This window comes from Undibacterium sp. WLHG33, from assembly GCF_049544815.1.
Classification (GTDB): Bacteria; Pseudomonadota; Gammaproteobacteria; order Burkholderiales; family Burkholderiaceae_D; genus Undibacterium.
In genome coordinates, this window is the sequence record NZ_CP186697.1 from 1,383,529 (window position 1) to 1,397,788 (window position 14,260).

General features: G+C 50.9%; 12 protein-coding genes. 10 read left to right on the forward strand and 2 right to left on the reverse strand.

The genetic code is table 11. The features are described 5' to 3' along the window. Nucleotides 1-10: 10 nt before the first annotated feature. From ACOTSW_RS06275 to ACOTSW_RS06320, 10 genes are all read left to right on the forward strand, one after another. Entirely contained in the window at nucleotides 11-721 is a 711-nt protein-coding gene (locus ACOTSW_RS06275; protein WP_423681670.1) for a succinate dehydrogenase iron-sulfur subunit, read from the forward strand. 94 nt (nucleotides 722-815) lie between these two features. Next, complete coding sequence (locus ACOTSW_RS06280) at nucleotides 816-1,097, forward strand: succinate dehydrogenase assembly factor 2 (protein WP_423681671.1); 282 nt, start codon at nucleotides 816-818, stop codon at nucleotides 1,095-1,097. Nucleotides 1,098-1,160: 63 nt separating this feature from the next. Further along, nucleotides 1,161-2,465, forward strand: coding sequence for a citrate synthase (gene gltA, locus ACOTSW_RS06285; RefSeq protein ID WP_423681672.1), 1,305 nt, complete (start codon nucleotides 1,161-1,163; stop codon nucleotides 2,463-2,465). Between the two features lie 294 nt (nucleotides 2,466-2,759). After that, complete coding sequence (locus ACOTSW_RS06290; protein ID WP_423681673.1) at nucleotides 2,760-5,615, forward strand: 2-oxoglutarate dehydrogenase E1 component; 2,856 nt, start codon at nucleotides 2,760-2,762, stop codon at nucleotides 5,613-5,615. A 61-nt stretch (nucleotides 5,616-5,676) separates the two neighbouring features. Next, nucleotides 5,677-6,930, forward strand: coding sequence for a 2-oxoglutarate dehydrogenase complex dihydrolipoyllysine-residue succinyltransferase (gene odhB, locus ACOTSW_RS06295; RefSeq protein WP_423681675.1), 1,254 nt, complete (start codon nucleotides 5,677-5,679; stop codon nucleotides 6,928-6,930). 12 nt (nucleotides 6,931-6,942) lie between these two features. Continuing rightward, nucleotides 6,943-7,299 (forward strand): PspC domain-containing protein, encoded by a 357-nt coding sequence (locus ACOTSW_RS06300; RefSeq protein ID WP_423681676.1) that lies wholly within the window; start codon nucleotides 6,943-6,945, stop codon nucleotides 7,297-7,299. Between the two features lie 68 nt (nucleotides 7,300-7,367). Further along, on the forward strand, nucleotides 7,368-8,795 hold the full coding sequence (gene lpdA, locus ACOTSW_RS06305; RefSeq protein ID WP_423681678.1) for a dihydrolipoyl dehydrogenase: 1,428 nt from the start codon (nucleotides 7,368-7,370) through the stop codon (nucleotides 8,793-8,795). Between the two features lie 283 nt (nucleotides 8,796-9,078). Then, the gene (gene zapE / locus ACOTSW_RS06310) at nucleotides 9,079-10,176 is read left to right on the forward strand and encodes a cell division protein ZapE (protein WP_423682268.1); all 1,098 of its coding nucleotides are present in this window, start codon (nucleotides 9,079-9,081) and stop codon (nucleotides 10,174-10,176) included. Continuing rightward, nucleotides 10,176-10,586 (forward strand): hypothetical protein, encoded by a 411-nt coding sequence (locus ACOTSW_RS06315; protein ID WP_423681680.1) that lies wholly within the window; start codon nucleotides 10,176-10,178, stop codon nucleotides 10,584-10,586. The genes zapE and ACOTSW_RS06315 overlap by 1 nt, the downstream gene beginning before the upstream one ends. 266 nt (nucleotides 10,587-10,852) lie before the next feature. Continuing rightward, entirely contained in the window at nucleotides 10,853-12,118 is a 1,266-nt protein-coding gene (locus ACOTSW_RS06320; protein WP_423681681.1) for a DEAD/DEAH box helicase, read from the forward strand. 44 nt (nucleotides 12,119-12,162) lie between these two features. On the opposite strand, the gene ACOTSW_RS06325 is transcribed toward ACOTSW_RS06320, so the two are convergent. Both ACOTSW_RS06325 and upp read right to left on the reverse strand, forming a co-directional pair. Next, nucleotides 12,163-13,329: a pyridoxal phosphate-dependent aminotransferase gene (locus ACOTSW_RS06325; protein WP_423681682.1), complete on the reverse strand. Its 1,167-nt coding sequence runs from the start codon at nucleotides 13,327-13,329 to the stop codon at nucleotides 12,163-12,165. Between the two features lie 89 nt (nucleotides 13,330-13,418). Beyond that, nucleotides 13,419-14,051, reverse strand: a complete 633-nt coding sequence (upp, locus tag ACOTSW_RS06330; RefSeq protein ID WP_423681683.1) for a uracil phosphoribosyltransferase — start codon at nucleotides 14,049-14,051, stop codon at nucleotides 13,419-13,421. Between the last annotated feature and the right edge of the window lie 209 nt (nucleotides 14,052-14,260).

Genomic DNA, 14,260 nt, shown 5'->3' on the forward strand with positions numbered 1-14,260 from the left:
AGATATCACTATGGCACGTACACTGAAATTTAAAATTTATCGCTATGACCCTGATAAGGACGCAAAGCCTTACATGCAGGATCTGACAGTCGAATTGCAAGATACCGACAAAATGTTGCTGGATGCTCTGCAGCGTATCAAAGCGGATGTGGATGATTCGTTGGCGTTGCGTCGCTCATGCCGCGAGGGTGTTTGCGGTTCCGATGCGATGAACATTAATGGCAAAAACGGTCTGGCTTGCACCACCAACCTGAACGAGTTGTCTGAGCCTATCGTTTTGCGTCCTTTGCCAGGTTTGCCGGTAATCCGTGATCTGATCGTGGATATGACGCAATTTTTCAAACAATACAATTCCATCAAGCCATATCTGATTAACGATTCTATTCCTCCGGAAAAAGAACGTCTGCAGTCGCCTGAAGAACGCGAAGAGCTGGATGGCTTGTACGAGTGTATTCTCTGTGCTTGCTGCTCCACTTCCTGTCCTTCATTTTGGTGGAATCCGGATAAATTCGTCGGACCAGCTGGTTTGTTGCAGGCTTACCGGTTTATTGCAGATTCCCGTGACGAGGCGACAGCGCAGCGTCTGGATAATCTGGAAGATCCATATCGTTTGTTCCGTTGTCACACAATCATGAACTGTGTTGATGTTTGCCCTAAAGGTCTGAATCCGACCCGTGCTATCGGCAAAATCAAAGAATTAATGGTTCGTCGCGCAGTCTGATCAATTTGAAGCGGCGCTTGCAGGCGCCGCTTCTATTTCATGCAGTTTTTACGTAGAGCTGCATGAAATGGAAGCATTAAAAGAGAAAGTAACTATGTCTGAGCTTGCAGAAAATTCTCATCAAAGTGATCCGGTGAAGCGCGCCCGTCTGCGCTGGCGTGCAAGGCGAGGATTGTTGGAAAACGATCTGATACTGACGCGGTTTCTGGATCTCAATGAAGAGTCATTAAGTGACGAAGAGGTGGATGCCTTCAGTCGCCTGATGGAATTGTCAGACAGTGTCCTGATGGACTTGATAATGGCGAAGAAAGAGCCGGAAGCAGAAGTGGATTTGCCACATGTTCACGCTTTGCTCTCTCGTCTGCGGATTGCCTGACTGGAAATGATTTTTTTTGTGTTTTTTTGATTAACGACTCACCTCTTATCTGAAGGAAGAGCCATGACTAATTCTGAAACAAAAGCAACCCTCTCATTCTCTGATGGCTCGCCATCACTGGATATGCCGATTTACAAGGGATCGATTGGTCCTGATGTTATAGACATCCGTAAGTTGTATGGCTCTACCGGTATGTTCACTTATGATCCGGGTTTCATGTCGACTGCGGCATGTAATTCTTCGATCACCTATATTGATGGTGATAAAGGTGAGTTGCTGTACCGCGGCTATCCGATTGAGCAGTTAGCGGTTAATGGCGGTGATTTTCTTGAAACTTGCTATTTGTTGTTGAATGGTGAATTGCCGACGGCAGAAGAAAAAGCAAAATTTGTCGCCACCGTGACTAATCACACGATGGTTCACGAACAGATGCAGTTCTTCTTCCGTGGCTTCCGCCGTGATGCACATCCGATGTCTGTGCTGGTTGGTACGGTTGGTGCATTGTCTTCGTTCTATCACGATTCTCTGGATATTAACGATCCTCATCACCGTGAAGTGTCAGCGATACGTCTGATCGCGAAAATGCCAACGCTCGTAGCGATGGCGTATAAATATTCTATCGGTCAGCCTTTCGTTTATCCACGTAATGACTTGTCTTATAGCGCTAACTTCATGCACATGATGTTCTCGACACCATGCGCCGAATACAAAGTTAACGAAGTTCTGGTTCGTGCTTTGGATCGTATCCTGATTTTGCATGCAGATCACGAACAAAATGCGTCAACATCGACAGTGCGTCTGGCTGGCTCTTCCGGCGCCAATCCATTTGCATGTATCGCAGCTGGTATCGCTTGCTTGTGGGGCCCTGCTCACGGTGGTGCGAATGAAGCTGCGCTGAGTATGCTCGAAGAAATCGGCACCGTAGATAATATTCCTCAGTTCATCGCTCAGGTAAAAGACAAAAACTCCGGCGTTAAGCTGATGGGCTTTGGTCACCGTGTTTATAAAAACTACGATCCACGTGCGAAACTGATGCGTGAAACTTGCTATGAAGTGTTGCAAGAACTGGGTCTGCAGGATGATCCATTGTTCAAGCTGGCAATGGCGTTGGAAAAAATCGCACTGGAAGATGAATACTTCGTCAGCCGTAAACTGTACCCTAACGTTGACTTCTACTCCGGTATCGTACAGCGCGCACTGGGTATCCCGACTGCACTGTTCACAGGCATCTTCGCGCTGGCACGTACCGTTGGCTGGATCGCTCAATGGAAAGAAATGATTTCTGATCCTGAACAAAAAATTGGCCGCCCACGTCAATTGTTTGTTGGCGCAGCAAAACGTGATGTTCCTGCTATCGATAAGCGTTAATTCGCGATAGCTGGGTATCGCACTGCAGCATCGAAAAAAGCGAGTCTTTGTGGCTCGCTTTTTTTTTATTCGCTAAATATGCTATGCTTCGGCTCGAATGTAAATTTTAGATGTTTTTTCGTTTTGGAATCAAAAAACATATTGAGATTGATGTGCGTTTTGACTCCGATACGAAAATAGTTTGAAACAAGCCCTTCCCCACAACTTGATGTGCAATCCGCTAACCGGTCAGGCCGTGTCGCGGAAGGTTAGTTAACCCGCTAATCTCGCGAAACGCGAAGAAAGGTGAGCAAGATGATGCAACAATATAACGCTAATTCGTATTTGTTCGGCGGCAACGCGCCGTATGTAGAAGAGCTTTACGAAGCGTATCTGAATAATCCCGGTTCCGTTCCTGAAAACTGGCGTGCGTATTTCGACGCCATGCAACACGTGCCTGCAGTTGATGGCTCCAGTAAGCCTGACGTTGCTCATGCACCTGTGATTGCTTCTTTTGCCGAACGTGCAAAACACGGACCGATTCGCGCTGTCAGCGCTAACGCTGATGCCGATATGGGACGTAAGCGCGTTTTCGCGCAGCAGCTGATCGCTGCATATCGCTTTCTGGGAAGTCACTGGGCAAACCTTGATCCTTTGCAGCGTCAGGAACGTCCGAATATTCCTGAGCTGGATCCGAGTTTCTACGGCTTCACTGATGCCGACATGGACATCAAGTTCAATATCTCGAATACTTACTTCGGACCTGAATCTGCCTCTTTGCGTGATCTGATTAATTTCCTGCGTGATACATACTGCCGTTCCATCGGTGCAGAATTCATGTATATCAGTGATCCGGCTGAAAAGCGCTGGATACAGCAAAAACTCGAATCTATCCGTTCCACACCTTCTTTTACTCCGGAAAAGAAAAAACATATTCTTGACCGTCTGACCGCAGCCGAAGGCCTGGAACGCTATCTTCATACTAAATATGTTGGTCAGAAACGTTTCTCGCTCGAGGGCGGTGAGAGTTTCATTGCGTCGATTGATGAAACAATTCAGCGCGCCGGTGAGCGCGGTGTTGAAGAAATCGTTATCGGTATGGCGCATCGCGGCCGTCTGAACGTTCTGGTGAATACTTTAGGTAAAATGCCGCAGGATCTGTTTGCTGAATTTGAGGGCAAACACGGTGACGACTTGCCTGCAGGTGACGTGAAATACCACCAGGGTTTCTCATCCGATATCTCTACTCCAGGTGGTCCGGTTCACTTGTCTCTGGCATTTAATCCTTCTCACCTCGAGATCGTTAATCCTGTGGTTGAAGGTTCTGTCAAAGCGCGTATGGATCGCCGCGGCGACAAAGATGGCTCACAAGTGTTACCTATTCTGGTGCATGGTGATGCCGCTTTCGCAGGGCAGGGCGTTGTGATGGAAACCTTGAATCTGGCGCAGACACGTGGCTACGGTACCGGTGGTACGGTGCACATCGTCATTAACAACCAGATCGGTTTCACGACATCTGATCCACGTGATTCCCGTTCCACACTGTATTGCTCTGATGTCGTCAAGATGATTGAAGCTCCGGTGTTACACGTGAATGCGGACGATCCGGAAGCCGTTGTTCTGGCAACGCAGATTGCTCTTGATTACCGTATGGAATTCAAGAAAGACGTCGTTGTTGATATCATCTGCTACCGTAAACTGGGCCACAATGAGCAAGATACGCCAGCATTGACGCAGCCGCTGATGTACAAAAAAATCGGACAGCATCCTGGTACACGTAAATTGTATGCAGATAAACTGGCTGCACAGGGTACGATTTCTGCGGACACCGGCGATCAGATGGTCAAGGAATTCCGTGATGCGATGGATGCAGGTAAGCATACCCATGATCCGGTCATTTCTAACTTCAAAAACAAATACGCAGTTGACTGGATTCCTTTCCTGAATCGCAAGTGGACAGATGCTGCTGACACTGCTGTGCCGGTAACAGAGCTGAAACGTCTGGCAGAGCGTATTACTGTCGTACCGGAAGGCTTTAAGCCACATAGCCTGGTAGAAAAAGTTCTCGGTGACCGTGCTGCGATGGGGCGCGGTGAAATGAATCTGGACTGGGGTATGGGTGAACATCTTGCCTACGCTTCTCTGCTGTCCTCCGGTTACGCAATTCGTCTGACAGGTCAGGATGCTGGTCGTGGTACTTTCGTTCACCGTCATGCCGTTCTGCATGATCAGAAGCGTGAACGCTGGGATGCCGGTACCTACATCCCTCTGCAAAATATCTCTGATAAACAGGCACCATTTACTGTTATCGACTCTGTTTTGTCAGAAGAAGCTGTACTCGGCTTTGAATATGGTTACTCCACAGCAGAACCAAATACGCTGACTATCTGGGAAGCGCAGTTCGGCGATTTCGCTAACGGTGCACAGGTAGTAATCGATCAGTTCATCAGTTCCGGTGAAGTGAAGTGGGGTCGTGCCTGCGGTCTGGTAATGATGCTGCCACATGGTTACGAAGGTCAGGGTCCTGAGCACTCATCCGCTCGTCCTGAACGTTTCCTGCAATTATGCGCAGATAACAATATGCAAGTGGTTCAGCCGACAACTGCGGCGCAGATTTTCCATCTGCTGCGCCGTCAGATGATTCGTCAGTTCCGCAAGCCACTCGTGATCATGACACCGAAATCTTTGTTGCGTAATAAAGATGCAGGTTCGCCATTGTCTGAGCTGGCAAAAGGCAGCTTCCATACCGTGATTGGTGAAGTCGATGAAACGATTGACGCGAAAAAAGTAAAACGCGTTATCGCTTGCTCCGGTAAGGTGTACTACGATCTGGTGAATGCTCGTAAAGAGCGCGCGCAGACAGATACTGCGATCATCCGTGTTGAGCAGTTGTATCCATTCCCACATAAGAGCTTCGCTGCGGAATTGAAAAAATTCCCTAACATGGCTGAGTTGGTCTGGGCGCAGGATGAACCGCAAAATCAAGGTCCATGGTTCCAGATCCAGCACAATATTTTTGAAAGTCTGGAAGAAGGTCAGAAACTTGCTTACGCAGGTCGTCCAGCGAGTGCATCGCCAGCGGTCGGTTACTACGACAAGCACTATGCACAGCAAAAAGCATTGCTGGAAACGGCATTTTCCAAACTCAAGGGCTTTGTCCTGACTAAATAATGACGCGGCACGGCACCAGAAGCTGGTGCCGTGTCTGGCTACCCGAATCGGAGAGTAAAAAATGGCAATTATCGAAGTTAAAGTTCCTCAATTATCAGAGTCCGTCGCTGAAGCGACTTTGCTGACATGGCATAAAAAAGTAGGTGAATCCGTTGCGCGCGATGAAAATCTGATCGACGTTGAGACAGATAAGGTTGTTCTGGAATTGCCAGCACCTGACGCTGGTGTGATCACACAAATCATCAAGGGTGATGGCAGCACAGTTGTTGCTGGTGAAGTGATCGCGATCCTTGATACAGCAGCGAGCGCCGGAACAGTTGCAGCGCCTGCAGCTGCACCAGCGGCGGTCGCCGCAGCACCTGCAGTTGCTGCATCTGCTGATGCAAAATCATCGGCGGGCGTTGCTATGCCGGCAGCTGCAAAAATCCTGGCTGAAAACGGTTTGTCTGCTGGCCAGGTTGATGGCTCAGGTAAAGATGGTCGCGTCACTAAAGGTGATGCACTGGCAGCTGTTGCTGGCAAAGCGGTTCCAGCTGTTGCGCCACTGGCTGCGCCTGCGGCAACGAAACCGGCATTGCAACAAGTGAATGCACCTGCTGCTGTGAACCTAGGTGACCGCCCTGAAGAACGCGTTCCTATGAGCCGTCTGCGTGCACGTATCGCTGAGCGTCTGGTGCAATCGCAATCCACTAATGCAATTCTGACGACATTCAATGAAGTTAACATGGCGCCAGTCATGGAATTGCGCAATAAGTACAAAGATAAATTTGAAAAAGAACACGGTGTGAAACTGGGTTTCATGTCGTTCTTTGTCAAAGCAGCTGTTGCAGCGCTGAAAAAATATCCTATCATCAACGCGTCCGTTGACGGTAACGACATCGTTTATCACGGCTACTTTGATATCGGTATTGCAGTTGGTTCGCCACGTGGTCTGGTCGTGCCTATTCTGCGTAATGCTGATCAGATGTCGATCGCTGAAATTGAAAAGAAAATCGGTGAATTCGGTGCCAAAGCGAAAGATGGTAAGTTGACTCTGGACGACCTGACTGGCGGTACATTCTCCATTTCTAATGGCGGTACTTTCGGTTCTATGTTGTCGACACCGATCATCAACCCACCACAATCTGCGATTCTGGGTGTGCATGCAACCAAAGACCGCGCAGTGGTTGAAAATGGTCAGATCGTGATTCGTCCGATGAACTATCTGGCGATGTCTTACGATCACCGCATCATCGACGGCCGTGAAGCAGTGTTGGCGCTGGTTGCGATGAAAGACGCGCTGGAAGATCCATCACGCCTGTTGCTGGATCTGTAAGAGGCCATCGTCGTGAACATCGCTGACGAAATCAAACGTCTGCATGAACTGCATCAGGCAGGAGCACTGACTGATGCAGAGTTCGCGCAAGCCAAGGCGAAGCTCCTGTCTTCTGTTGGAAGCGGAGCTTCCGCTCAGAATGCAAATAGCAATTCTTTTTCCGGTATCGATGATTCTCTGAACCAGCTGAACCGCTTCCGTCGTTCAAATACTGATCGGTGGCTGGGCGGTATTTGCGGTGGTTTAGGCAAGTTCACCGGCCTGGAATCATGGATATGGCGTTTGTTGTTTGTCTTTTTCACTTGTTATTTCGGTGCAGGTCTGGTCGCTTATGTCTTAGCGTGGATTTTTGTGCCGGAAGAAGAGTGAATCCGCCTGTTCACCGTATGTCTTTTCCTCACGCGTAATCAGAAACAATCAGAAATCAGGATAAATCCATGAGCAAACAATTTGATGTCGTCGTAATCGGCGGCGGCCCTGGCGGCTATATCGCAGCAATCCGTGCTGCACAACTCGGTTTTTCTACTGCGTGTATCGATGCCTGGAGTAACGATAAAGGCGGCCCGGCACCGGGCGGTACCTGCACCAACGTTGGTTGCATTCCATCTAAAGCCCTGCTGCAATCATCCGAACACTTTGAACACGCAGGTCACGCATTTGCTGACCACGGTATTTCGGTATCCGGTCTGGGTATGGATGTCGCAAAAATGCTGGGACGTAAAAACACCATCGTTAAACAAAACAACGACGGTATTCTGTACCTGTTCAAAAAGAATAAAGTCACTTTCTTCCACGGTCATGGCTCTTTCGTGAAAGCCGACGCGGCTGGTTACGAAATCAAGGTGGCCGGTAAAACAGAAGAAAGCATTACTGGTAAGCACATCATCGTGGCAACAGGTTCCAATGCACGCGCATTGCCAGCAGCTCCGTTCGATGAAAAGACAATTTTGTCTAACGAAGGCGCACTGAATATTCCAGAAGTACCGAAAAAACTTGGCGTGATCGGTGCAGGCGTGATCGGTCTGGAAATGGGCAGCGTATGGCGTCGTCTCGGTGCTGAAGTCACCGTACTCGAAGCATTGCCAACTTTCCTCGGCGCAGTGGACGAACAAATCGCTAAAGAAGCGAAAAAACTGTTCGACAAACAAGGCCTGAAAATCAACCTCGGCGTGAAAATCGGCGAGATCGTCAACAGCGGTAAAGACGTGACCGTCAACTACACAGATGACAAAGGCGCAGAACACAAAGCTGTGTTCGACAAGCTGATCATTTCTATCGGCCGCACACCAAACACCAACGGCCTGAACGCCGAAGGCGTTGGTCTGGCCCTCGATGAACGTGGCTTCATCGCGGTGGACGGCGATTGCAAAACCAATCTGCCTAACGTCTGGGCGGTGGGTGACGTGGTACGCGGCCCTATGCTCGCGCACAAAGCGGAAGAAGAAGGCGTTGCCGTTGCAGAACGTATCGCTGGCCAACACGGTCACGTGAACTTCAATACGATTCCTTGGGTGATTTACACATCCCCTGAAATCGCGTGGGTAGGTCGTACCGAACAGCAATTGAAAGCCGATGGCGTTGCGTACAAAGCCGGTACTTTCCCATTCATGGCGAATGGCCGCGCACGCGCACTGGGCGATACTTCCGGTATGGTTAAATTCCTCGCCGATGCAACGACCGATGAAATCCTCGGCGTACACATCGTTGGCCCTATGGCTTCAGAATTGATCTCTGAAGCGGTGGTCGCAATGGAATTCCGTGCGTCTTCTGAAGATATCGCGCGTATTTGCCACGCCCATCCTTCTTTGTCGGAAGCGACAAAAGAAGCCGCGCTGGCAGTAGATAAACGTTCGCTCAACTTCTGATCGATACGTCATCTGCACTACGATAAAAATGGACGAGTCGTATACTCGTCCATTTTTATTATTGCTCTATCCGCTGTGTCTACGCGTGTGGTTGGCGTTACCGGCGGTCAACGACCAGCCAGACGGGTTCCGTATTTTTCTGACCGGCAGACGAAGTGGTTTCGGTTGTCAGTGCGAGTCAATCTGACTCAATGTGAATCAGCATGAATCAACGCACGGATGAATGATGGCATCGATGCGTACCGCACAAAATACGTGAGGAAACAGCTTGAAAAAACAGACTATGGATGTACAACAGTTTTACGACGAAGCGCTGACCCAGCGTGGATTTAAAGCCGATGAAGCGCAGAAACGCGCCGTTGATCGCCTGCAGCAAGCCTATGAAGAATGGGTGCTGTACAAAGGCAAGCGTGCCAATAAACTGACCCGTCTTATCACACGTCCTGAAGTACCGCGCGGCGTTTATATGTGGGGCGGAGTAGGGCGCGGCAAGTCGTTTCTGATGGACAGTTTTTATTCCGTCGTCCCTGTCGTACGTAAAACCCGTCTGCATTTTCACGAATTCATGCGCGCCGTGCATCGTCAGTTAGACGAACTCAAAGGCGTTGCAGATCCGCTGGATGAAGTCGCGAAACGCATCGCGAAAAAATACCGCCTGATCTGTTTTGATGAGTTCCATGTGTCCGACGTTGCGGATGCGATGCTGCTGTACAACCTGCTCAAAGCCTTGTTTGATAACGGCGTGTCGTTTGTCATGACATCCAATTATCAGCCCGATCTGTTGTATCCAGAGGGCCTGCATCGTGACCGCATGCTGCCGACGATTGCCTTACTCAAAGAAAAGCTCGATGTGATGAACGTCGATTCCGGTAATGATTACCGCAAACGTGCGCTGGAACAAGTGCAGGCGTATCTGACGCCACTCTCAGCCGCGACCGATAAAGCGCTGCGCGATACGTTTTCCCGTATTGCTGATACCAAAGACGAAGACCCGCATGTCGATATCGAAGGTCGTACACTAAAAGCACTGCGCCGTGCCGGTGGCGTGATCTGGTTTGATTTTCATACGCTGTGTGGCGGCCCGCGTTCACAGAACGATTACCTCGAAATCGCCAGCCGCTTTCATACCGTAATTTTGTCTTCTATTCCGTGCATGTCCGCTGCCATGTCCTCAGAGGCGCGGCGGTTCACCTGGCTGATCGACGTGTTTTACGATAACAAGGTCAAACTGATTATGTCCGCCGAAGTTGCGCCCGAAGAGCTGTATACTAAGGGCACACTCTCGAACGAGTTTCACCGTACCGTCTCACGCATCATAGAAATGCAGTCCAAAGAATACATGGAAGCTGATCAACGCCAACTTGCCGATAACCTAGCCTGATGAAATTTCTCTCACACTTATTTGCTTCCAGCCTGCTGCTGACGTACATCAGCGTGGCACATGCTGATACTGCGGCTGATCAGGAAAAAGCAGAACTCGCCAGCATCGCCCAGCTTGTGCAGGACATGGACGCGCGCTATCCGGTCAACAGCATACAAACCAACGAAGTCGCTGATGCCGTCATCGCCGAAAGCGAAGCGCTGCAACGCCGCCTGCAAACCTGGTATCAGGCATCAGAGCGCCATTGTTATGACATTTTCTTTGTCAATGACTGCCTGCAAGACATTAAAGTGCAGCGCCGCCGTTACCTGCCAACGCTGCAACGCATGTCTATCGAAGCCAAAGCCGTACAACGCCAGATCCGCGTGATCGAAAAAGACCGCGAACAAGCCCGCAAACAAGTCGATTAATTCTCACTCCACCGCTCGTCGCCACAACCAGTGGCGACACTCCCCAGATCGCTTTGGGACCGTAAAAGTGTTAAAAAAAGGGGAGTATATGGCATTTTCACCTTATTCTCAGCGTGAATGCTGGGCTTCTAAATATACTCCCCCCCAGTATTTTTAGCCTCATTTGTCGGGCTATCATGCTCTAAATCGTGTGTGCATCGCCCCATTTACTTTCTCACCCTCAGAATACGGTATAGTGCCGACCATCTTTCAGCAAAGCTTTATTCATGTCATTTTCCAGCCTGGGCCTCACGGCCTCACTTCTGAGCGCCTTGCGCGACCGTAGTTATACCGAAGCGACTGCCGTGCAGGCCGCCGCGATTCCTGTGATCTTGCAAGGCAAAGATGTGATTGCCGAGGCGCAGACCGGCTCCGGAAAAACCATCGCCTTCTGTGCGCCGCTCTTACAAAATCTGGTGCTGACGGCGGCGCGTCCGCGGGCTGTGCAGGTGTTGATTCTGGTGCCGACCCGCGAGCTGGCCGCGCAAGTGGGCACCACGCTGAGCAGTCTGTGTAAATCGGCTGCACCGGCTGCCAAATTGGCAGTGGTGTTTGGTGGTGTCTCGATTAATCCGCAAATGCTGCATTTACGTGGCGGTGCCGACATCGTGATCGCGACGCCGGGGCGTTTGCTGGATCTGATCGATCACAATGCCTTGTCATTGGCACGCGTGAATACGCTGGTGCTGGACGAGGCCGACCGCTTGCTGGAGCTGGGCTTTGCCGATGAGTTAAACCGCATTGTGGCAATGTTGCCGGCACAGCGTCAGAATTTATTATTCTCTGCGACGTTTGCGCCGGAAGTGGAAAGTCTGGCGGCGCGTATCAGCCCGCAACTGCAACGTATCCGCATAGCAGTCACTGACGCCGGTAAGCCGGATATCACACAACGGGCCATCCGTGTTGATGCGCCTCGCCGTACCCAATTATTGCGGCATCTGCTGACCAGTGAGAAATGGCCGCGGGTGCTGGTGTTTGTCGCGACCAAGTATGCGGCGGAGCTGGTGGCGGTGAAATTGCGTCGTGCGCATATTGCAGCGGAACCATTTCATGGCGAGCTGACGCAGGGCAAGCGCGAACAAGTGCTGGCCGATTTCAAGGCGTCGCGCCTGAAAGTAGTGGTGGCAACCGATGTTGCTGCGCGTGGCATCGACATCGCGCAGTTGCCAGTGGTGGTGAATTATGATTTGCCGCGTTCCAGCGATGATTATATTCATCGCATAGGCCGTACCGGCCGTGCTGGTCTCAGCGGGCTGGCGTATAACTTTGTGACGCCGGAATCTGCCGCTCATTTTGCGCTGATCGCGCGTAAGCATGGTTTGCGTCTGGAGCTGGAATCGATCCCGGGTTTTGAAGTAAGCGCTTTGCCGGTTGCTGTCAGTGAGCGCGTGCCTGATGTGAATGGTGGCGTAAAAGGTAAACGCCCGAGTAAAAAAGACAAATTGCGTGCAATGGCGGCACAGCAAGCGGCATCGGCAAAAGACGATAATTAAGCTGGACTGTAATGTCGCGGCTGATCGGTCATTGTCGTTCGGCGTTACAGTGCCGCCAGCCTTGCAATCGCCGTTTCCAGTGTCGCGTCCTGTTTGGCAAAACAAAAGCGCACCACGCCGGATTCTTTTGCCTGCTGATAAAAAGCCGATACGGGAATTGCCGCAACGCCGATTTCACTGGTCAGCCAGCGCGCAAAATCGAGTTCCGGTAAATCTGAAATCGCGCTGTAATCCACACTTTGAAAATACGTGCCCGCACATGGCAACAGGCGAAAGCGGGAATGCGCGAGGCCATCGCGGAACAGGTCGCGCTTACGTTGGTAAAACGCGGGCAATTCCAGATACGGCGCGGGATTCGCCATGTACTGCGCTAATCCAACCTGCATAGGCGTATTCACGGTGAAGACATTGAACTGGTGCACCTTGCGGAATTCTGCCATCAGCGCCGCCGGGGCGACGACATAGCCGACTTTCCAGCCGGTCACATGATAGGTTTTACCAAAACTGGAGATGATGTAGCTGCGCTGCGCCAGTTCCGGGTGGCGCGCGAGTGATTCGTGGCGTTGCCCGTCATAGACCATGTGTTCATATACCTCATCTGAGGCAATGAGGATGCGGGTGTCACGCACAATATCGGTCAATGCCGCGATATCGCTGGCGCTCAGCACAGAGCCGGTAGGATTGTGCGGCGAATTGAGCATGATCAGCCGGGTTTTGCCGGTGATGCTGGCGCGGACTTTGTCCCACGGTATGCTGTAGCCATGCTCGCCTAATTCCATGCTGACGAAAACAGGCACGCCACCGGCGAGTCTGATGGATGGCACATAGCTGTCATACGCAGGTTCGATCACACTCACTTCATCGCCCGCATGCACGCAGGCCAGCAAGATAGTCAGTATGCCTTGCGTGGCCCCGGCAGTGACGGTGATTTCGCTGGCGGGATCATATTGGTAACCGTAAATCGCCGCGATTTTAGCCGCGATCTGCTCTCTGAATACAGCAACACCCGGCATCGGCGGATATTGATTGTGCCCGTCAGTCATGGCGCGGGCGACTGCTGCTGGCAGCGTGGGGTCGCAATCGAAATCCGGAAACCCTTGTCCCAGATTCACGGCTTTTTTCTCAGCGGCAAGTGCAGACATCACTGAAAAAATCGTGGTGCCGACTTCGGGTAATTTGGAAGCTGGAATGAAACTGGCGGTCGTTGTCATATTCAGTGCAGGGAAAGAGATACATCATTCTGAAAACAGAAACAAAAAAGCCCCGGCGCTGTGAGGCTGCCGGGGCGATTCGCTTGAATTTATTTGGTGCCGAACAGGCGGTCACCAGCATCGCCCAAGCCCGGGACGATATAACCATGATCGTTCAGACATTGATCGATGGATGCGGTAATGATAGGCACATCAGGATGCGCATTTTGCATAACCTTGATGCCTTCCGGTGCGGCCAGCAGGCAGACAAATTTAATCGACTTCGCACCGCCCTGCTTCAGGCGGGTGATTGCGGCAGCGGCAGAGTTACCGGTGGCCAGCATAGGATCAACCACGATCACCAGACGGTCAGCGATATCTTCCGGCACTTTGTAGTAGTACTCAACCGGTTCCAGCGTTTCCGGGTCACGATACAGACCAATATGACCAACGCGCGCATTCGGCAGCAGATCCAGCATGCCATCCAGTATGCCGTTACCGGCCCGCAGCACAGAGATCACGCAAAGTTTTTTGCCGCTGATCATCGGTGCATCAATGACCTGAATCGGAGTTTCGATACGGGTGAATTCGATAGGCAGATCACGTGTGACTTCGTATGCCAGCATCTGGCTGATCTCGCGCAGCAGGCGGCGGAAATTATCCGTTGGCGTATCTTTACTGCGCATCAGCGACAGTTTGTGCTGCACTAACGGATGTTTTATTTCAGTCACTAATTCATTCAAGGTATTTCTCCAGCTTATTTTGGTGTGACCGCTATTTTACGTCCCTGCGTCGTTTTAGGGGAGACGTTCATTCGTGAATAAACGGGAATAGAAGGGTTTTTCTGGCTTTACTCCGGCAATTGTTTGATTTTTCTTGATTGATAATTCAGGTTAAGAAGTTCCGGAGCCGCCAGGCCAGCGACTTTAGGGGACGACTACTATCTCAGGAG

Bases quoted from the DNA above. Each gene is read 5' to 3' on its own strand.
- gltA (WP_423681672.1), top strand. From the start codon at position 1,161: ATGACTAATTCTGAAACAAAAGCAACCCTCTCATTCTCTGATGGCTCG.
- zapE (WP_423682268.1), top strand. From the start codon at position 9,079: ATGGATGTACAACAGTTTTACGACGAAGCGCTGACCCAGCGTGGATTT.
- ACOTSW_RS06280 (WP_423681671.1), top strand. From the start codon at position 816: ATGTCTGAGCTTGCAGAAAATTCTCATCAAAGTGATCCGGTGAAGCGC.
- ACOTSW_RS06275 (WP_423681670.1), top strand. From the start codon at position 11: ATGGCACGTACACTGAAATTTAAAATTTATCGCTATGACCCTGATAAG.
- odhB (WP_423681675.1), top strand. From the start codon at position 5,677: ATGGCAATTATCGAAGTTAAAGTTCCTCAATTATCAGAGTCCGTCGCT.
- ACOTSW_RS06320 (WP_423681681.1), top strand. From the start codon at position 10,853: ATGTCATTTTCCAGCCTGGGCCTCACGGCCTCACTTCTGAGCGCCTTG.
- lpdA (WP_423681678.1), top strand. From the start codon at position 7,368: ATGAGCAAACAATTTGATGTCGTCGTAATCGGCGGCGGCCCTGGCGGC.
- ACOTSW_RS06325 (WP_423681682.1), bottom strand. From the start codon at position 13,329: ATGACAACGACCGCCAGTTTCATTCCAGCTTCCAAATTACCCGAAGTC.
- ACOTSW_RS06315 (WP_423681680.1), top strand. From the start codon at position 10,176: ATGAAATTTCTCTCACACTTATTTGCTTCCAGCCTGCTGCTGACGTAC.
- ACOTSW_RS06290 (WP_423681673.1), top strand. From the start codon at position 2,760: ATGATGCAACAATATAACGCTAATTCGTATTTGTTCGGCGGCAACGCG.